Raw genomic sequence first — 18993 nt, forward strand, 5'->3', positions numbered from 1 at the left:
CAGGGTACCGGCCGGATCGTGCGCGCTACCCTGGGCGACATGAGCCCCGAGAACACCGCAGACTCCTCCGCGCCCGCCTCCGCCGCTCCCGCTCCCGCCTCGGCCTGGGGCTACGGACTGGCCACGATCGCCTCCGACGGGACGGTGCTCGACACCTGGTTCCCGGAGCCGCGGCTGGGGACGATCCCGGCCGGTCGCGACCCGTGGATCGTGCCGGCGGAGTTCGAGTCCCTCGCGGGCGAGGACGCGCGCCGCGAGGTGCGGATCGACGTCGTGACGCTGCAGATCGACCTGCACGCGGCTCCCGCGTCGACCTCGGACGCGTATCTGCGGCTCCACCTGCTCTCGCACCTGCTCGTGGCGCCGAACACGGTGAACCTCGACGGGATCTTCGCGCACCTGCCGAACGTGGTCTGGACCAACGCCGGTCCCGTCGCTCCCGAGTCGTTCACGCGCCTGCGGCCCTCGCTGCGGCGCCACGGGATCCAGGCGGCAGGCATCGACAAGTTCCCGCGGCTGACCGACTACGTCACCCCGCCGAAGGTGCGGATCGCCGACACCTCGCGCGTGCGGCTCGGGGCGCACCTCGCGCCGGGCACGACGGTGATGCACGAGGGCTTCGTGAACTTCAACGCCGGGACGCTCGGCAGCTCGATGGTCGAGGGACGCATCTCGCAGGGCGTCGTCGTCGGCGACGGCTCGGACATCGGTGGCGGCGCCTCGATCATGGGGACGCTCTCCGGCGGAGGCGTGCAGCGGGTGTCGATCGGCGCGCGGGCGCTGCTCGGCGCGAACTCGGGCGTCGGCATCTCGATCGGCGACGACTCCGTCGTCGAGGCCGGGCTCTACGTCACGGCGGGGACGAAGGTCGTCGTGGTCGGCGGGGCGCCGCGCGCTGACGGGCGACCGCAGACGGTGAAGGCCGTCGAGCTGTCGGGCGTGCCGAACCTGCTGTTCCGCCGGAACTCGCTCACCGGGGCGGTCGAGGTGCTCGCGCGGACGGGCGCCGGCATCGAGCTGAACACGGCGCTGCACGCCTGATCACTGTGTGACGCGCCTGCTCGTCGGGTGCGCGGGCATCGGGGCCCGACGACCGGCGGGGCGGGGTCCCGATACGCCCGCTCCGCGGGCTGCTCGACCAGCGAAGACGCCCGCTGGTCGAGTAGGCGCGGAACGCGGCGTATCGAGACCCGCCGGGTCAGCGGCCGGTCGGCCAGTGGCGCTCGGGGGCGCCCATGTAGAGCTGCTGGGGGCGGCCGATCTTGGTCTGCTTGTCGGTGTTCATCTCGCGCCAGTGCGCGATCCAGCCGGGGAGGCGGCCGATCGCGAACAGCACGGTGAACATCCGGGTGGGGAAGCCCATCGCCTTGTAGATGACGCCGGTGTAGAAGTCGACGTTCGGGTAGAGGCGGCGCTCCTTGAAGTAGTCGTCCTCGAGCGCCAGCGCCTCGAGCTCCATCGCGATGTCGAGCAGCGGGTCCTTGACGCCGAGCGCCTGCAGCACCTCGGAGGCGCTCTCCTTGACCAGCTTCGCGCGCGGGTCGTAGTTCTTGTACACCCGGTGGCCGAAGCCCATCAGGCGCACGCCCTCCTCCTTGTTCTTCACCCGCTCGACGAAGGTCTGCACGCTCTCGCCGGACTCGCGGATGCGGCCGAGCATCGTGAGCACGGCCTCGTTCGCTCCGCCGTGCAGCGGGCCGAAGAGCGCGTTGATGCCGGCGGAGACCGAGGCGTAGAGGTTCGCCTCGGTCGAGCCGACCAGGCGGACCGTGGAGGTCGACGCGTTCTGCTCGTGGTCCTCGTGCAGGATCAGCAGGCGGTCGAGCGCCTTCGAGAGCACCGGGTCCACCTCGAACGGCTCGGCCATGGTGCCGAAGTTCAGGCGGAGGAAGTTGTCGACGAAGCTCAGCGAGTTGTCCGGGTAGAGGAACGCCTGGCCGATCGCCTTCTTGTGCGCGTAGGCCGCCATCACCGGGAGCTTCGCGAGCAGGCGGATGGTGGTCAGCTCGACCGCCTCCGGGTCCTTCGGGTTCGAGCTGTCCTCGTAGTAGGTCGACAGCGCCGAGACGCCGGCGGCGAGCACCGACATCGGGTGCGCGCTGTGCGGCAGCGCGTCGAAGAAGCGCTTGAGGTCCTCGTGCAGCAGGGTGTGCCGGCGGATCCGCTCGTCGAAGCCCGCGAGCTCGTCGGCGGTCGGCAGCTCGCCGTAGATGAGCAGCCAGGCGACCTCGAGGTACGTCGCGTTCGTCGCGACCTCCTCGATGGGGTAGCCGCGGTAGCGCAGGATGCCCTGGTCGCCGTCGATGTAGGTGATCTGCGACTTGGTCGCGGCGGTGTTGACGAAGCCGTAGTCGAGCGACATCAGCCCGGTCTGCTTCGAGAGGGTGGAGAAGTCGATGCTCGAGGAGCCGTCGACGCTGCGCAGCACCGGGAACTCGGCGGTGCGATCACCGAAGGTGAGGGTGACCTTCTCGGGCAGGACCTCGGCCGCGGCCGGCGCACTCTCCGTGGCGGGCTCGGGTGTCTCCACCGTCGCGGTTCCGTCGCTCTGCGTGCCGGATTCGGTCACAACGCCTCCCAGGTCATACGGTCGCACCCGGGAGCGCTCGCGCGGAGCGGGCGGCGCCGGGGGCTGGAACTGGCCGGATGCAGGGCCGTTTGTGGCGACGCTGACCGAACCGCATACAGCCTATGGGCAAAGCGGGGGCACTGTGACACCGCCCAGTGCTCGCGCCCGACCCTTGTGGACATCCTTCAGGAACGGGACCCCGGGAGGGTCAGAGACCGCTCGCGAGCCGCTCGGCGGCCGCCGCGATGCGCTCGTCCGTCGCCGTGAGCGAGAGGCGCACGTGCTCGGTGAAGTGGTCGCCGTAGAAGACGCCGGGGCCCGCGAGGACACCCAGGCGGGCGAGCCGGTCGATCGACTCCCAGGCCGGCCGGCCCTCCGTCGCCCAGAGGTAGAGGCCCGCCTCGCTGCGGTCGACGCGGAACCCGGCGGCCTCGAGCGCCGGGCGCAGCCGGTCGCGGCGGGCCCGGTAGCGCTCCTTCTGCTCGGCCACGTGCTCGTCGTCGCCGAGGGCGACCACCATCGCCTCCTGCAGGGGGCCCGGGACGATCATGCCGGCGTGCTTGCGGACGGTGACGAGCCGCGCGATCAGGTCGCGGTCGCCCGCGACGAAGGCCGCGCGGTAGCCGGCCAGGTTGGACTGCTTGCTGAGCGAGTAGACGCCGAGCACGCCGCGGCGGTCCTCCCCCGAGACCCGCGGGTCGAGGACGCTCGGGATCGGCTCGTCGGCCCAGCGGCCGTCCCAGCCGAGCTCGGCGTAGCACTCGTCGCCCGCGACCACCGCGCCGAGCTCGCGCGCCCGGTCGACCGCGCGCCGCAGCGCCTCGACGTCGAGGACGGCTCCGTCCGGGTTGCCGGGCGAGTTGAGCCAGACGAGCCGGGTCGAGGCCGGCCACTCGTCCGGATCGTCGGAGGCCAGCACCGAGGCGACGGCGATCGCGGCGCCCATCGCGTAGGTGGGGTAGGCCGCCCGGGGGTGGACGACCGTGTCGCCCTCGCCGAGGCCGAGCAGGAACGGCAGCCAGGCGACGAGCTCCTTGGAGCCGATCGTGGGCAGCACCTCGTCGAGGCCGAGACCGGGGACGCCGCGCCGGCGGGCGTACCAGGCGGCGATCGCCTCCCGGAGGGCCGGTGTGCCGACCGTGGTCGGGTACGCGTGCGCGTCCGTCGCGCGGGCGAGGGCCTCGCGGATCGGCGCGGGGGTCGGGTCCACGGGCGAGCCGATGGAGAGGTCGACGATCCCGTCCGGGTGCGCCGACGCGACACGGGTCGCGGGACCCATCAGGTCCCAGGGGTAGTCCGGCAGCGGTCCGAGTGCCACGGACGCCCGCTCAGTGGCTCTGCGGCGGGAGGACGGCGATGACCGGGTGGTCCTTCGCGATCACTCCGACCTTCGCGGCGCCGCCCGGGGAGCCGATCTCGTCGAAGAACTCGACGTTGGCCTTGTAGTAGTCGGACCACTCCTCGGGGAGGTCGTCCTCGTAGTAGATGGCCTCGACGGGGCACACCGGCTCGCAGGCACCGCAGTCGACGCACTCGTCGGGGTGGATGTAGAGCGAGCGCTCGCCTTCGTAGATGCAGTCGACCGGGCATTCGTCGATGCAGGCGCGGTCTTTGACATCGACGCACGGAAGTGCGATCACGTAGGTCACGGTCGTGGACGTCCCTTCGAACAGTGGTCTCTATCGTACGGGGAGCGGCGGGGCGGTGCTGTCGGCCGCCGGCTCCGACGGCGCCGGGCTCGGCGGCGGGCGCAGCCGCGGCCAGGCGATCACCACGAGGGCGATCAGCGCGGGTGCGAAGGTCCAGACGACGCCGAGTCCGTTCGCCGGGACGAGGACCGAGCCGCCGGTGCTGCGCAGCGCCAGGAGCCCGATCGCGCCGAGCAGGCCCATCGCGGTGCAGAAGGCGACGAAGCGGTCGATCATCACGAGGCGGAGCCCGAGCAGCAGCAGCAGCACGGCGGCGAGCGAGACGGTCAGGCCGACCGGGAGGACGGCGTCGCCGACGGTGACGGTGCTCTGGTGCGCGACCGTGGTGATCGCTCCGACGACCGCGCCGGTGACGACCGAGAGCACGCCCGAGACGATGCGGGTGCCGAGATCCGGCCGCTCCTCGGCGACGGGCTCGGGCGGTGCCGGTGCTCCCTCCGGTCGGAACCGCTCGAGGCGGCCGATCGGGAACGCCGGGCCGCTGGAGAGCCGCGCCTCGTCGCCGTCGACGACGAGCTGGGTGCGATGGGCCTCGAGCGCCGCGCGCTTGCGGGCGTAGTCGGCCTCGTCGAGCTCGATCGCGACGTCGCCGGGCTGCTCGGGGACGGCCTCGGGCAGCACGGCGAGGTAGCGCAGTCCGAGCCGCTCCGCGGCCGTCGAGGCGATCAGGGCGGCGCGGATGTGATCGGGGTGGCCGTAGCCGCCGCCGACGTCGTAGGAGAGCACGAGGGTCGCGCCGGTCTGCACGAGGACGGCGACGAGGTCGGCGATCGCCTCCTCCTCCGGCGCGGAGGTGAAGGAGCGCGCATCGGCGGGCTCGAGCGGGACGGGCACGCGGCCGGAGCCCCACTGCATGCCGGAGTCCCGGTAGACCCGCGGGGCGAGGCCGGCGGCGCGGGCGGCCGGATCGCCGAGGAAGCGGTGATCGGCCACGCCGAGGGCGGTCAGGGCGACGACCAGCTCGGTGGTGCGGTGCGCGGCGAGCTCGACCGAGCCCTCGAGGTGCGCGAGATCGGTGGGAATGACCTCGCCGCACTCGCCACGGGTGGCGGTGACGACGGTGACCGCGGCGCCGTGCGCGACGAGTCTCGCGAGGGTTCCGCCCATCGTGATCGTCTCGTCGTCGGGATGGGCGTGCACCGCCACGACCCGCTCGCCTGCGCCGTCTCGACTCGCGTCCACTCTCCGCCTCCCGTCTCTCGCGTGCTCCGGTCCTGCCGCGGTCGCCCGTGCGGGGCGCCTCGGATCGACCGCTCGGCGCCCGCACCTCGCGCACCGCGCGCCACGTCTGGACAGGCGGGCGGACGGCCACTACAGTCGTCCACGGGTTAGGCAAGGCTTACCTGTGGACGCGGACCGGGGGCGGGATCCGCCCCGTCCTCCCGCGCTAGAGACCAGAGAACACGCGTGCTCGCAAACTACCTCATCGGCCTCCGCGAAGGCCTCGAAGCCGGACTCGTCGTCGGCATCCTCGTCGCGTACCTGACGAAGCTGCGGCGGCGCGACGTCCTCCCCCGGCTCTGGACGGGGATCGCGGCCGCGGTCGTCCTCTCCCTCGGCATCGGCGCGATCCTCACCTGGGGCCCCTACGGACTCAGCTTCACCGCGCAGGAGCTGCTCGGCGGCGGTCTCTCGCTGCTGGCCGTCGGCCTCGTCACCTGGATGATCTTCTGGATGGGCGCGAACGCCCGCAGTCTCAAGGGCGAGCTCGAGTCGAAGCTCGACGCCGCCGTCAGCGGCTCCGCGCTCGGGATCGTCGTCCTCGGCTTCGTCAGCGTCGGCCGCGAGGGGATCGAGACCGCCCTGTTCGTCTGGGCGAGCGTGTCCTCGAGCAGCGCCGCCTCCGGATCGGAGGCGTGGGTCGGCACGATCGGTGCGTTCCTCGGCATCCTCAGCGCCGTCGTCGCCTCCTACCTGATCTTCCGCGGCTTCGTCCGGATCGATCTCGGCCGCTTCTTCACCTGGACGGGCGGCTTCCTCATCGTCGTCGCGGCTGGCGTGCTGCTCTACGGCGTCGGCGACCTGCAGGAGGCGGCGCTGCTGCCCGGCGGGGGCACCCCGCTGTTCGACCTGGGTCCGATCCTGCCCGCCCCGGTCGCCGCCGTGCTCGGTGGGCTCTTCAACTACACGCCCGAGCCCACGGCACTGCAGTTCACCGCCTGGCTGGCCTACCTCGTCGTCGTCGGCTCCCTGTTCATCCACCAGGTCCGCTCCCGCGGGCCGCGTCGGGGCAGTGCGGCCCCGGTCGCCTCGCCCGTCGCCACCTCCGTCTGAACCCGCTCCGGCGCTGCCGGAACGACCTCCCACCACCAGGAGAACCATGCCCCCGCGCACTCGACCCCGCCGTCTCCCCCGCGTCGCCACCGGCCTCGCCGGGGCGGGCGCTCTCGCCCTGCTCCTCACCGGCTGCGTGCCGAACACCCCGGCCGCCTCCTCCGCCGCGGCCCTCGACGTCGCGATCGACGACGGCGCCTGCGCGGTGTCGGCCGCGACGGCCGAGGCGGGCGCGGTCACCTTCGCCCTCGAGAACACCGGGTCGGACGTCAACGAGTTCGAGATCCTCGCCGAGGACAAGCTGCGCATCGTGGGCGAGAAGGAGAACGTGACCCCCGGTCAGAGCGTCTCCTACGTGGCCCAGCTGGAGCCCGGCACCTACTACACCGCCTGCAAGTTCCAGCAGGTCGGCGCCCCGGTCGGGCTGGCCGAGTTCACCGTGACCGGCGAGGCGACCGAGCAGTCGGCGGACGAGCAGGCCGCGACCGAGGCCGCCGTCACCAACTACGTCGCCTACGTGAAGTCGCAGTCGGGCGAGCTGCTGCCCGCCGTGACGGCCTTCGCCGACGCGTACGCGGCCGGCGACGACGAGAAGGCCCGCAGCCTCTTCGCTGCGACCCGCGTCTTCTACGAGCGCATCGAGCCGACCGCCGAGGCGTTCGGCGACCTCGACCCGAAGATCGACTACCGCGAGGTGGACGCCGTCGCCGAGGGCCTGGACTGGACCGGCTTCCACCGCATCGAGAAGGACCTCTGGGTCCCCGCCGCCGACGCGCTGAACTCCGACGGCACGAGCGCCTGGCTCGACTGGGCGCCGTCGACTCCCGAGCAGCGGACCGCGTTCGCCGACGGCCTCGTCTCCGACGTGCAGGACCTCTACGACCTCGTCGCCGCACCCGACTTCACCGTCTCGGTCGGCGACATCTCCAACGGCGCGATCGGCCTGCTCGACGAGGTCGCCGCCGGCAAGATCACCGGCGAGGAGGACTGGTGGTCGGGCACCGACCTGACCGACTTCGCCGCGAACGTGCAGGGCGCGGAGGTGGCCTTCGGCAACGTCGAGCCGATCGCGACCGCCACCGGTGACGACGGCGCCGCGCTCACCACAGAGATCGGCCGGCGCTTCGCCGAGCTCGACACGATGCTCGCGCAGTACGGCTCGATCGACTCCGGCTTCGTCGCCTACTCGAGCGTGACCGACGAGCAGAAGAAGGAGCTGTCGGACCAGGTCAACGCCCTGTCCGAGCCGCTCTCGCAGCTGACCCACACGGTGCTCGGCGTCGAGGAGCCCGCGGAGTAGTGGAGCCCGACCAGAACGCGACCGGGCCGGACGCCGCCCCGGACCGGCCGATCGGCGCCGACGAGCCCGCCGAGCAGCCCCGCCGCCTCTCGCGGCGCGGGCTGCTCGGCCTCGTCTCGGCGGGCACCGCGGGCCTCGCCGCGGGGATCGGCGGGACGGTCGCCGTCACCTCCGCGACCAGCGCGAACGCCTCCTCCGCCGCCACCCGGGTGGTGCCCTTCTTCGGCGCCAACCAGGCGGGCATCACGACGGCCGCGCAGGACCGGCTGCACTTCGCGGCGTTCGACCTCGCCTCCAGCGCCACCCGCGACGACCTGATCGAGCTGCTGCAGGACTGGACCGTCGCGGCATCGCGGCTGACCCAGGGCCTCGACGTGAGCGAGGAGGGCGCCGTCGGCGGGCCCGACACCGCTCCGCCGGACGACACCGGCGAGGCGCTCGGCCTCGACGCCTCCTCGCTCACGATCACCTTCGGCTTCGGGCCCTCGCTCTTCGCCGACGAGTCGGGTACCGACCGGTTCGGCCTCGCCGACCGCCGGCCGGCCGCGCTCGAGACCCTCCCCCGCTTCCGCGGCGACGCGCTGATCCCGGCGGCCGGCGGCGGCGACCTCTGCATCCAGGCCTGCGCGGACGACCCGCAGGTCGCCGTGCACGCGATCCGCAATCTCAGCCGGATCGCCTTCGGCCGCGCCTCGCTGCGCTGGTCGCAGCTCGGCTTCGGGCGCACCTCCTCCACCTCGACGGCGCAGGCGACTCCGCGGAACCTCTTCGGCTTCAAGGACGGCACCGCGAACATCAAGTCCGAGGAGCCGGACGCGGTGCAGGAGCACGTCTGGGTGCAGGACGCGGACGGGCCGGCCTGGCTCGCGGGCGGCAGCTATCTCGTGGCCCGCAAGATCCGGATGATCATCGAGACCTGGGACCGCAGCCAGCTCGGCGAGCAGGAGCGGGTGATCGGCCGCAGCAAGGGCTCCGGCGCTCCGCTCTCGGGCGGCGGGGAGTTCACCGAGCCGGACTTCGAGGCGGCCGGCGCGACCGGCGCTCCCCTGGTCGACCGGGAGTCGCACGTGCGGCTCGCGCACCCGACGGTCAACAACGGGGCTCGGCTGCTGCGCCGCGGCTACAACTTCGTCGACGGCAACGACGAGCTGGGGCGGCTGAACGCGGGGCTGTTCTTCCTGTCGTTCCAGCGATCGCCGGAGCAGTTCATCGCGGTGCAGCGGAACCTCGCGACGGACGCGCTCAACGAGTACATCAAGCACGTCGGCTCCGCGGTCTTCGCGGTGCCGCCCGGCGTGCGGGGCGAGGGCGACTTCGTGGGCTCGGGGCTGTTCGCCTGATCCCTCCGCGTTCCTGAGGGAATCTCCCTGCCGGCACAGGTCGTCGGCGGCTGCCTCTCCGAGTGCGGCAAGGTCGGCTCCCTAGCGTCGACGGCGATGTCCGGGAACAGTGCGAAGAACCAGCCGACCAAGCGCGAGCGGCAGGAGCTCGCCCGCATCGAGGCGCGGGAGCGGCGCGAGCAGGAGCGGCGCCGGAAGCGGCGGAACCGCGTCCTGGGCCAGAGCGGCGCCGCCGTCGGGGTGCTCGCCGTCGTCGCCCTCGTCGCGTGGAACGTCTGGTCGCAGCAGGAGATCGCGAGCACCGGTCCGGCGAACATGCTGAGCGACGGCATCGTGCTGACCGGGGCGGACTCGGCGGTGACCGCCGAGACGACGCCGCCGATCGAGGCGGGCGAGGAGCCCGTGCCGACCGACGAGGCGGCCACGCGGGCGGGCGGCGTCGTGACCGTCGATCTCTACGTCGACTACCTCTGCCCGTACTGCGGGCAGTTCGAGACGGCGAACGCGGCGAATCTGCGGTCGTGGCTGACGCAGGGGGCGATCTCGCTCGAGATCCATCCGGTCGCGATCCTCGACTCCTCCTCCGCCGGGTCGGAGTACTCGAGCCGGGCGGCGAACGCGGCGGCCTGCGTGGCCGACGAGGATCCGGACCGGTTCCTCGCGGTGCACGAGGCGCTGTTCGCGAAGCAGCCGGCCGAGGGGACGACGGGGCTGAGCGACGACGAGCTCCGCGCGCTCGTGACGGAGGCGGGCGTGAGTGACGACGACGTGCTCGCGTGCATCACCAGCGGCGAGTTCCGGCCGTGGGTGGCGGCCGCGACGGAGCGGGCGACCTCGGGGACGCTCGCGAACTCCTCCGTCGCGAAGCTGTCGTCGACGCCGACGGTGCTCGTGAACGGCGAGCAGTACACCGGCGAGCCGGACGATGCGGACGCGTTCGTGGCGTTCATCACCTCGACGCTCGAGGCGGAGGGCGCGATGCCGGCGCCGACGCCGGCGGGCTGACGGCGGGGTCTCGATACGCCGCTGCGCGGCTACTCGACCAGCAAAGGGGGCCGCCGTGCGGCTGCTCGACCAGCAGGAAGGGCTGCAACGACGAACGACCGGCGGAGCGGGCTCCGGCCGGTCGTTCGTCGTGCAGGGCGCCTCGCGGGCGCCCCCGGGTCAGTTCTGCTTCTTCAGGCGGCTCGTCGCGCGGGCGCGGGCGTTCGCGTCGAGCTCGACCTTGCGGATGCGCACGATCTCGGGGGTGACCTCGACGCACTCGTCCTCGCGGGCGAACTCGAGGCACTCCTCGAGCGTCAGCTGGCGCGAGGGCGTCATCGACTCGAAGGTGTCGGAGGTGGACTGACGCATGTTGGTCAGCTTCTTCTCCTTGGTGATGTTGACGTCCATGTCGTCGTTGCGCGAGTTCTCGCCGATGACCATGCCCTCGTAGACCTCCTCGGTGGGGTTCACGAAGAAGGTCATCCGCTCCTGGAGCGCGATGATCGCGAACGGCGTCACGACGCCGGTCCGGTCGGCGACGATCGAGCCGTTGTTGCGGGTGACGATGGCGCCGGCCCACGGCTCGTAGCCGTGCAGGATCGCGTTCGCGATGCCGGTGCCGCGGGTGGTGGTGAGGAACTCGGTGCGGAAGCCGATCAGGCCGCGCGAGGGGACGATGAACTCCATGCGGACCCAGCCGGTGCCGTGGTTCGCCATGTTCTCCATGCGGCCCTTGCGGGCGGCGAGGAGCTGCGTGATCGCGCCGAGGTACTCCTCCGGAGCGTCGATGGTGAGGTGCTCGAAGGGCTCGTGCACCTTGCCGTCGACCTGGCGGGTGACCACCTGGGGCTTGCCGACGGTGAGCTCGAAGCCCTCGCGGCGCATCTGCTCGACGAGGATGGCCAGCGCGAGCTCGCCGCGGCCCTGGACCTCCCACGAGTCGGGGCGGCCGATGTCGAGGACCTTGAGCGACACGTTTCCGATCAGCTCGCGGTCGAGCCGGTCCTTGACCATGCGCGCGGTGAGCTTGTGACCCTTGACCTTGCCGACCAGCGGCGAGGTGTTGGTGCCGATGGTCATCGAGATCGCGGGGTCGTCGACCGTGATCGCGGGCAGCGGGCGGATGTCCTCCGGGTCGGCGATGGTCTCGCCGATGGTGATCTCGGGGAAGCCCGCGATCGCGACGATGTCGCCGGGGCCGGCGGACTCGGCCGGGTAGCGGTCGAGCGCCTTGGTGATCAGCAGCTCGGTGATGCGGGCGTTGGTGTGCGAGCCGTCGTGGTGCACCCAGGCGACGGTCTGGCCCTTCTTGATCGTGCCGTTGAAGACGCGGAGGAGGGCGAGGCGGCCGAGGAACGGCGAGGCGTCGAGGTTGGTGACGTGGGCCTGGAGCGGCGCGTCGTCCTCGTAGGTCGGCGCGGGGATGTGCTTGAGGATCGCCTCGAACAGCGGCTCGAGGTCCTCCGCGTCGGGCAGCGTGCCGTTCTCGGGCTTGGTGGCGGAGGCGCGGCCGGCCTTGCCGGAGGCGTAGACGACCGGGACGTCGAGGATCGCGTCGAGGTCGAGGTCGGGGACGTCGTCCGCCATGTCGGAGGCGAGGCCGAGGAGCAGGTCCTGGCTCTCGGCGACGACCTCGTCGATGCGCGCATCGGGACGGTCGGTCTTGTTGACCAGCAGGATGACGGGGAGCTTGGCCTCGAGCGCCTTGCGGAGCACGAAGCGGGTCTGCGGGAGGGGGCCCTCCGACGCGTCGACGAGGAGGCAGACGCCGTCGACCATCGACAGGCCGCGCTCGACCTCGCCGCCGAAGTCGGCGTGGCCCGGGGTGTCGATCACGTTGATCGTGATGGGGCCCTCGGTCGCGTGCTTGCCGCTGTAGGAGACAGCGGTGTTCTTCGCGAGGATCGTGATGCCCTTCTCGCGCTCGAGCTCGTTCGAGTCCATCGCGCGCTCGTCCACGTGGGCGTGCGCGTCGAAGGAGTTCGTCTGCTTGAGCATGGCGTCCACGAGGGTGGTCTTGCCATGGTCGACGTGGGCGACGATCGCGACGTTGCGCAGGTCGGAGCGGGTGGCACTTGCCATGTGAACGGACTCGTCTCGTGTTCTCGTGCAAAAAGGGGGACCATCCATCGTACCCCAGGCTCGCGGCGGCACGACGGAGGGCCCCGTTCCCGCCCGGCGGCCCGATGAACATCGGGTGACGCCGGGCCGGCACGGGGCCCTCTGCGATGGGTGGCCGGACCCTCAGCGGGTCGGACCGTCAGCGGCGGATCAGACCGCGAACTCGATCCCGGCGCCCGGGATGGCGGCGAGCAGCTCGCGGGTGTACTCCTGCTGCGGCGACTCGAACACGGTGTCGGTCGAGGCGTGCTCGACGATCCGGCCCTTCTGCATCACGCAGACGTCGTCGGCGATCACGCGGACCACCGCCAGGTCGTGCGTGATGAAGAGGTACGTCAGGCCCAGCTCGGCCTGCAGATCGGCCAGCAGGCGGAGGATCTGCGCCTGGACGAGCACGTCCAGGGCCGAGACCGCCTCGTCGAGCACCACGATCTCGGGCTTGAGCGCGAGCGCGCGGGCGATCGCCACGCGCTGGCGCTGACCGCCGGAGAGCTCGTTCGGGTAGCGGCCCGCGATCACCCGCGGCAGCGACACCTGGTCGAGCAGCTCGAACACCCGCTCGCGCTGCGAGGTCCGGTCGCCGACCTTGTGCACCCGCAGCGGCTCCGAGATGGTGTTGCCGATGTTGTGCAGCGGGTCGAGCGAGCCGTACGGGTCCTGGAACACCGGCTGCATCGAGCGGCGCAGCGCAAGCATCTCCTTGCCCTTGAGCTTCTCGGTGCGGCGGCCGTCGATCGAGATCGCGCCGGAGGTCGCCGTCTCGAGGCCGAGCACCAGGCGGGCGATCGTCGACTTGCCCGAGCCCGACTCCCCTACGAGTGCCGTGGTGGTGCCCTTGGGGATCGAGAACGAGACGTCGTCGACGGCCGTGAAGTCCTCGGCCTTCAGCCCGCCGCGGCGGATCTTGAAGACCTTGGTGAGGCCGTCGAGCTCGATCATCGGCCGCGCGGTGGTGGTCGCGCCGCCGTGGTGGGCGCCGGCCGCGCCGACCAGGTCGACCTCGCGGACGGCCGCGGACTCGCCGGGCACCGACTCCGTCGCCGCGCCGGCCGTGGACTGGATGCGGCGCGAGGCGAGGCTCGGCGCCGCCGCGATCAGGCGCTGCGTGTAGGGGTGCTGCGGGTTCTGCAGCACCTCCACGGAGGCACCCGACTCGACGATGCGGCCCTTGTACATCACGATGAGCTTCTCGGCGCGCTCGGCGGCGAGGCCCAGGTCGTGCGTGATGAAGAGCAGCGCGGTGCCGTCGGTCTTCGTCAGCGTCTCGAGGTGATCGAGGATGCGCCGCTGCACGGTCACGTCGAGCGCCGAGGTGGGCTCGTCCGCGATCAGCAGCTGCGGCGACGCCGCCAGGCCGATGCCGATCAGCACGCGCTGGCGCATGCCGCCGGAGAACTGGTGCGGGAACTGCTTGAGCCGCTTCTCCGCGTCGGCGAGACCGGCGTTCTGCAGCACCTCGATCGCCTTGGCGCGCACCTCCTTGCGGCCGGAGGCGAGGCCGTTGGCCTTGATCGTCTCCTCGACCTGGAAGCCGATCGACCAGACCGGGTTGAGGTTCGACATCGGGTCCTGGGGCACGTAGCCGATCCGGCGGCCGCGGATGTCCTCGAGCTCGGTCCGGGTCGCCTTCGCCAGGTCCTTGCCGTCGAACAGCACGGAGCCGGCGGTGACCTTGCCGCTGCCGGGGAGCAGGCCGATGATCGCCGCGGCGGTCGTCGACTTGCCGGAGCCGGACTCGCCGACGATCGCGACGGTCTGGCCGTGCTCGATCGTCAGGCTGACGCCGCGGAGGGCCTTGACCAGTCCGCTGCCGGTCTGGAAGCCGACCTCGAGGTCGGTGACCTCGAGCAGCGGGCCCTTCGGCGTGGTGGGTGTCGTGTTCGTCATCGGAGGGCCCTCGCCTTCGGGTCGAGCGCGTCGCGCAGGGCCTCACCCATCAGGATGAAGCTCAGCACGGTGATGGTCAGCGCGGCGGACGGGTAGATCAGCGTCTGCGGATTGGTCCGCAGGTCGCGCTGCGCCTGGCTGATGTCGTTGCCCCACGACATCACCGAGCCCGGCAGACCGACACCGAGGAACGACAGCGTCGCCTCCGCGGTGATGGCCGCGCCGAGCGAGATCGTCGTGACGACGATCACGGGGGCGATGGAGTTGGGCAGCACGTGGCGGAACAGGATCGCCATCCTCGACAGGCCGGTGGCCGTCGCGGCGCCGACGAAGTCGGACTGCTTCACCCGGAGGACCTCCGACCGCAGGACGCGGGCGGTGGTGGGCCACGCGAACGCGCCGATCGCCAGGGCGATGACGAACACGTTCCGGTGGGCCGAGAAGACGGACATGATGACGACAGCGGCGAGGATGTAGGGGATCGAGAAGAAGATGTCGCCCGCGCGCATGATCACGGTGTCGACCCAGCCGCCGAAGAAGCCGGCGAGCGCGCCGCCGACGACGCCGGTGAGCGTCGTGATCAGGATCACGATGAGGCCGACCGAGAGCGACGTAGACGTGCCGTGGATGATCCGGGCGTAGACGTCGCAGCCCTGCTTCGTGTAGCCCAGGACGCTGCCGTCGCCGGGACCCTGGTTGCTGAGACCGAGGTCGCAGGCGCGGGGGTCGACGGACGTGAACAGCGACGGGATCAGCGCGACCGCGAGGATCAGCAGGATCAGCGCACCCGAGATCCAGAACATCGGGCGCTTGCGCAGGTCCTGCCAGGCGTCGGTCCAGAGATTGCTGGGCTTGTCGTCGAGCGAGACGGCGTCGATCGTGGCGATCGGCGTCTCCTCGAGCGGGGCGACGAAGTGGTCGATGCGGCGGGCCTTCTGCGCGCCGCCGGAGAACTCATTTGGCATAGCGGATCCTCGGGTCGAGTACGGCGTAGAGCAGGTCGACGAGGATGTTCACCACGAGGTAGAACAGCACCATGACCGTGACGAAGGAGACGACGGTCGGTCGCTCCCCTCGGATGATCGCCTGGTAGAGCGTGTTCCCGACGCCGGGAACGTTGAAGATGCCCTCGGTCACCGTCGCGCCGACGATCAGCAGGCCGAAGTCGGCGCCGAACTGGGTCGTGACGGGGATCAGCGAGTTGCGCAGGATGTGCACGGGGATGACGCGTCGTCGCGAGAGCCCCTTGCCGTAGGCGGTGCGCACGAAGTCGGAGCCGGCGGTCTCGATGACCGAGCCGCGGGTGAGGCGGATCGCCGAGGCGACCACGAACAGCGCGAGCACGATGGCCGGCAGCAGCAACCGCTCGAACGTCGCCTGGCCGCCGACCGTGGGCGGGAACCAGCCGAGCTGGACGGCGAAGAACGTCTGCGCGATGAAGCAGAGCACGAAGATCGGCACCGAGACGAGCAGCAGGCTGACGACCAGCGCGCTGGCGTCGAAGAACGAGCCCTTGCGCAGGCCGCTGATGAGGCCGATGGTCAGCGCGAGCACGATCTCGATGATGATCGCCATCATCGCGAGGGTCAGCGTGACCGGGAAGGTGCGGGCGAGGATGTCGTTGACCGACTGGCCCGAGAACGAGATCCCGAAGTCGCCGCGGACGACGCCGCCCAGGTAGTACAGGTACTGGACGAAGAACGGGTCGTTCAGGTGGTACTGCTCCTCGAGGCGGGCCAGGAGCGCCGGGTTCGGCGTCTTGTCGCCGAAGAGCGAGAGGAGCGGGTTCCCCGGCATGGCGAAGACCATGAAGTAGATGAGGAACGTCGTGCCGATGAGCACGGGGACGGCTTGGAGAATGCGTCGGACGATGTAGGCGAGCATCTCAGCCCTGCCGATTCCGGTGTCGCATGGTGGGGGACCTCATTCGATTCGGACCGAAACAGGGCGCTTCGCCCGTACCGAAGACCGAAGTCGACCGCACGGGCGAAGCGCCCCGGTTTCTAGCAGCTTAGTTCTTGGTGATCTCGTAGTAGAGCGGCACCGAGTTCCAGCCGAACTGGACGTTCGACACGTTCTCGCCGTAGCCGCCGGTCACGTTGGAGTACCACAGCGGGATCGCGGGCAGGTCCTTCAGGAGGACCTCCTGCGCCTGCTGGAACTTCTCGTTGGCCGAGTCGAGGTCGGTGTCGACAGCGCCCTCCGCGAGGAGCTGGTCGAACTCGGCGCTGGAGTAGTCGCCGTCGTTCGAGGACGCGTTGGTCGCGTACAGCGGGCCCAGGAAGTTGTACAGACCCGGGTAGTCGGCCTGCCATCCGGTGCGGAACGCGGTCTCGATGGTGCGGTCCGTGATCTTGGTGCGCGCCTCGGCGAAGGTCGGGTACGCCTCGCCCTCGGCGTCGATCCCGAGCGTGTTCTTGATCGAGTTCGACACGGCGTCGACCCAGCCCTGGTGGCCGCCGTCGGCGTTGTAGGCGATCTTGAAGGTTCCGTCCCAGGGGCTGATCGCGTCGGCCTGAGCCCACAGCGCCTTCGCCTCGTCGGCGTTGAACTCGAGGACGTCGGCGCCCTCGAGCGAGTCGCTCCAGCCGTCGATCACCGGGGAGGTGAAGTCGGAGGCGGGGGTGCGGGTGCCCTCGAAGATCACGTCGGTGATCTGCGCGCGGTCGATCGACATCGAGATGGCCTGGCGTCGCAGCTGGCCCTCCTCACCGCCGAAGTGCGCGAGGCGGTCCGGGATGGTGAAGGACTGGAAGACGGCGGCGGGCTGGTTGACCGCACGGTCGCCCAGGTCGCTCTCGTAGGTGCCGTAGGCCGAGTCCGGGATGGCGTCGAGGACGTCGAGGTTGCCGCCCTGGAGGTCGGAGTACGCCGCGTCCTGCGTGGCGTAGAAGGTGACCGTGAGGCCGCCGTTGACCGGGGTGCGACCGCCGGTGTAGTCGGGGTTCACGACGAGGTCGATCTGCACGTTGTGCTGCCACGCGTCGTCGCCGGCGAGCATGTACGGGCCGTTGCCGATCGGGTTCTGGCCGAAGGCGTCCATGTCCTCGAACGCGGCGGCGGGCAGCGGGTAGTACGCCGAGTAGCCCAGACGCAGCGGGAAGTCCGACTTGGGCTCGGTGAGCGCGACGGTGAACGTCGTGTCGTCGACGACCGCGAGGCCGGTGAGCTCGGAGTCCTCGTCGTAGCTGAAGCCCTGGATGTCCTCGAAGAAGTAGCTGTTCAGCTGGTTGTTCGAGAGCTTCGCGCCGTAGTTCCACGCGTCGACGAACGAGTTCGCCGTGACCGGGTCGCCGTTCGTGAAGGTGAGGTCGGGCTTGATCGTGATGGTGTAGTTCTGCGCGTCGGTCGACTCGATCGACTCGGCGACGTCGTTCTGCGGCGCACCCTCGGCGTCGTAGTAGACGAGACCGGCGAAGATCTCATCGAGGATCTTGCCGCCGCCCACCTCGTTGGTGTTGGTCGGGATCAGCGGGTTCTGCGGCTCGGACCCGTTGGTGGTGATGATCGCGCCGGAGTCGCCTCCCGCGTCACCCCCGCCCGAGTCGTTCGAGCTGCTGCAGCCGGCCAGGACCAGGGTGCTCGCGGCGACGAGCGCCAGAGCTCCGAGGCCGAAACGTCTGATTTTCACAATTCCTCCAGTGGTGTGAGGGCGCGCGAGAAGTGGTTTCCCTGACGCGTGGAGTGCCGTGCGCGTGGCGACGGCGTCGGCGCACGAGACTGGTGGTCGTCGCGCGAATGCCTCTGACGAGACTATGTATCGACCGCCTATCGCCACAAAACGATGGGGAAACCGTTACACAGCGGTAACCGGGAGGTGGAATCCTTGCGCGGATTCGCACGAAACGTGCGCGTGCGAGGTGCTCGACGCACGGCGACGACGTCAGGAAGGGGTTCCCGCGTGTCCATCGATCCTCCAGCGATCGTCCAGTCCCGGCGCCGGATCGGGATCGAGATCCTCCTGGTCCTCGGCCTCTCGCTCGGCGCGTCCGCGGTCTACTCGGTCGTGTCGATCACGAACAAGCTGACTCGATCGGAGGCGCTCGGGCAGCAGTCGACCACGATCAACGGGGCGCTGAGCGACCGGCCCGCCTTCGACCTGATCTACCAGCTGCTCGCGCTGTTCTTCGACCTCGTGCCCGTGCTGCTCTGCGTCTTCCTGCTCTGGCAGGGCGGTCGTCGGCCGCTCGGGCGGCTCGGGCTCGACCTCCGCCGGCCGTTCCCCGACCTCGGCACAGGACTCGTGCTCGCGGTGGCGATCGGCGCTCCCGGCATCGGGCTGTACGCGCTGGGCCGGGCGCTCGGGATCACGGTCGCGGTCGTGGCCTCGCCGCTGGACGCCTACTGGTGGACGGTGCCCGTGCTGGTGCTCTCCGCGATCCGGGCGGGGGTGCAGGAGGAGGTGATCGTGATCGGCTACCTCTTCGCGCGCCTGGGCGACCTGGGCTGGGGGCGCTGGCGGATCCTGTTCGCGAGCGCGCTGCTGCGCGGCAGCTACCACCTGTACCAGGGCATCGGGCCGTTCATCGGGAACGTGATCATGGGCGTGGTCTTCGGGTTGTTCTACCAGCGCTTCGGCCGCACGCTGCCGCTGGTGATCGCGCACTCGATCATCGACATCGTGTCGTTCGTGGGGTATCCGCTGGCGGTCGCCCTCTGGCCGGAGCTGTTCGCGACGCCGACGCCCACGGCCTCTGTCACCTCCACACCCTGACGCCGCTCGTCGTCCGACGCCGAGCCGACGAGAGTGAATCCACGAGCCGGAGGCATGGAGCGACACCTCGGCTCGCAGAATCACCCTCGGCA

Annotated in this window: 15 protein-coding genes; 6 read left to right on the forward strand and 9 right to left on the reverse strand. The window is 70.8% G+C overall.

The features are described 5' to 3' along the window. Positions 1-39 precede the first annotated feature (39 nt). Positions 40-1041 (forward strand): 2,3,4,5-tetrahydropyridine-2,6-dicarboxylate N-succinyltransferase, encoded by a 1002-nt coding sequence (gene dapD / locus GSU72_RS12900; RefSeq protein ID WP_159985434.1) that lies wholly within the window; start codon positions 40-42, stop codon positions 1039-1041. Between the two features lie 157 nt (positions 1042-1198). On the opposite strand, the gene GSU72_RS12905 is transcribed toward dapD, so the two are convergent. The 4 genes from GSU72_RS12905 to GSU72_RS12920 form a co-directional block, all read right to left on the reverse strand. Further along, complete coding sequence (locus GSU72_RS12905) at positions 1199-2479, reverse strand: citrate synthase (protein WP_159986811.1); 1281 nt, start codon at positions 2477-2479, stop codon at positions 1199-1201. Between the two features lie 298 nt (positions 2480-2777). Beyond that, entirely contained in the window at positions 2778-3887 is a 1110-nt protein-coding gene (dapC, locus tag GSU72_RS12910) for a succinyldiaminopimelate transaminase (protein ID WP_159985435.1), read from the reverse strand. Between the two features lie 10 nt (positions 3888-3897). Beyond that, a complete protein-coding gene (gene fdxA, locus GSU72_RS12915; RefSeq protein WP_085475430.1) occupies positions 3898-4218 on the reverse strand; it encodes a ferredoxin in 321 nt (106 codons plus the stop codon). A 30-nt stretch (positions 4219-4248) separates the two neighbouring features. Further along, positions 4249-5460: a PIG-L family deacetylase gene (locus tag GSU72_RS12920; RefSeq protein ID WP_159985436.1), complete on the reverse strand. Its 1212-nt coding sequence runs from the start codon at positions 5458-5460 to the stop codon at positions 4249-4251. 225 nt (positions 5461-5685) lie between these two features. Between GSU72_RS12920 and efeU the strand changes: the two genes are divergently transcribed. The 4 genes from efeU (at position 5686) to GSU72_RS12940 (ending at position 10197) form a co-directional block, all read left to right on the forward strand. Then, the gene (gene efeU / locus GSU72_RS12925) at positions 5686-6552 is read left to right on the forward strand and encodes an iron uptake transporter permease EfeU (protein WP_159985437.1); all 867 of its coding nucleotides are present in this window, start codon (positions 5686-5688) and stop codon (positions 6550-6552) included. A 46-nt stretch (positions 6553-6598) separates the two neighbouring features. Further along, a complete protein-coding gene (gene efeO, locus GSU72_RS12930) occupies positions 6599-7852 on the forward strand; it encodes an iron uptake system protein EfeO (RefSeq protein ID WP_159985438.1) in 1254 nt (417 codons plus the stop codon). Between the two features lie 50 nt (positions 7853-7902). Then, positions 7903-9192, forward strand: a complete 1290-nt coding sequence (efeB, locus tag GSU72_RS12935; protein WP_159986812.1) for an iron uptake transporter deferrochelatase/peroxidase subunit — start codon at positions 7903-7905, stop codon at positions 9190-9192. 96 nt (positions 9193-9288) lie between these two features. Further along, entirely contained in the window at positions 9289-10197 is a 909-nt protein-coding gene (locus tag GSU72_RS12940) for a thioredoxin domain-containing protein (protein WP_159985439.1), read from the forward strand. 159 nt (positions 10198-10356) lie between these two features. Here GSU72_RS12940 and typA read toward each other — a convergent pair whose 3' ends face one another. From typA to GSU72_RS12965, 5 genes are all read right to left on the reverse strand, one after another. Then, complete coding sequence (gene typA, locus GSU72_RS12945; protein ID WP_159985440.1) at positions 10357-12261, reverse strand: translational GTPase TypA; 1905 nt, start codon at positions 12259-12261, stop codon at positions 10357-10359. 189 nt (positions 12262-12450) lie between these two features. Continuing rightward, positions 12451-14187, reverse strand: coding sequence for an ABC transporter ATP-binding protein (locus GSU72_RS12950; protein ID WP_159985441.1), 1737 nt, complete (start codon positions 14185-14187; stop codon positions 12451-12453). Beyond that, positions 14184-15152, reverse strand: a complete 969-nt coding sequence (locus GSU72_RS12955; protein WP_159985442.1) for an ABC transporter permease — start codon at positions 15150-15152, stop codon at positions 14184-14186. Before GSU72_RS12955 ends, GSU72_RS12950 begins: the two co-directional genes overlap by 4 nt. After that, positions 15142-16071: an ABC transporter permease gene (locus GSU72_RS12960; RefSeq protein ID WP_159985443.1), complete on the reverse strand. Its 930-nt coding sequence runs from the start codon at positions 16069-16071 to the stop codon at positions 15142-15144. The genes GSU72_RS12955 and GSU72_RS12960 overlap by 11 nt, the downstream gene beginning before the upstream one ends. Before the next feature lie 127 nt (positions 16072-16198). After that, positions 16199-17818: an ABC transporter substrate-binding protein gene (locus GSU72_RS12965; protein ID WP_159985444.1), complete on the reverse strand. Its 1620-nt coding sequence runs from the start codon at positions 17816-17818 to the stop codon at positions 16199-16201. Positions 17819-18088: 270 nt separating this feature from the next. Between GSU72_RS12965 and GSU72_RS12970 the strand changes: the two genes are divergently transcribed. Further along, positions 18089-18901, forward strand: coding sequence for a CPBP family intramembrane glutamic endopeptidase (locus tag GSU72_RS12970; protein WP_244255799.1), 813 nt, complete (start codon positions 18089-18091; stop codon positions 18899-18901). The last annotated feature ends 92 nt before the right edge of the window (positions 18902-18993 follow it).

Origin of the sequence: Rathayibacter sp. VKM Ac-2760, assembly GCF_009834185.1 — a bacterium.
Taxonomy (GTDB): domain Bacteria; phylum Actinomycetota; class Actinomycetes; order Actinomycetales; family Microbacteriaceae; genus Rathayibacter.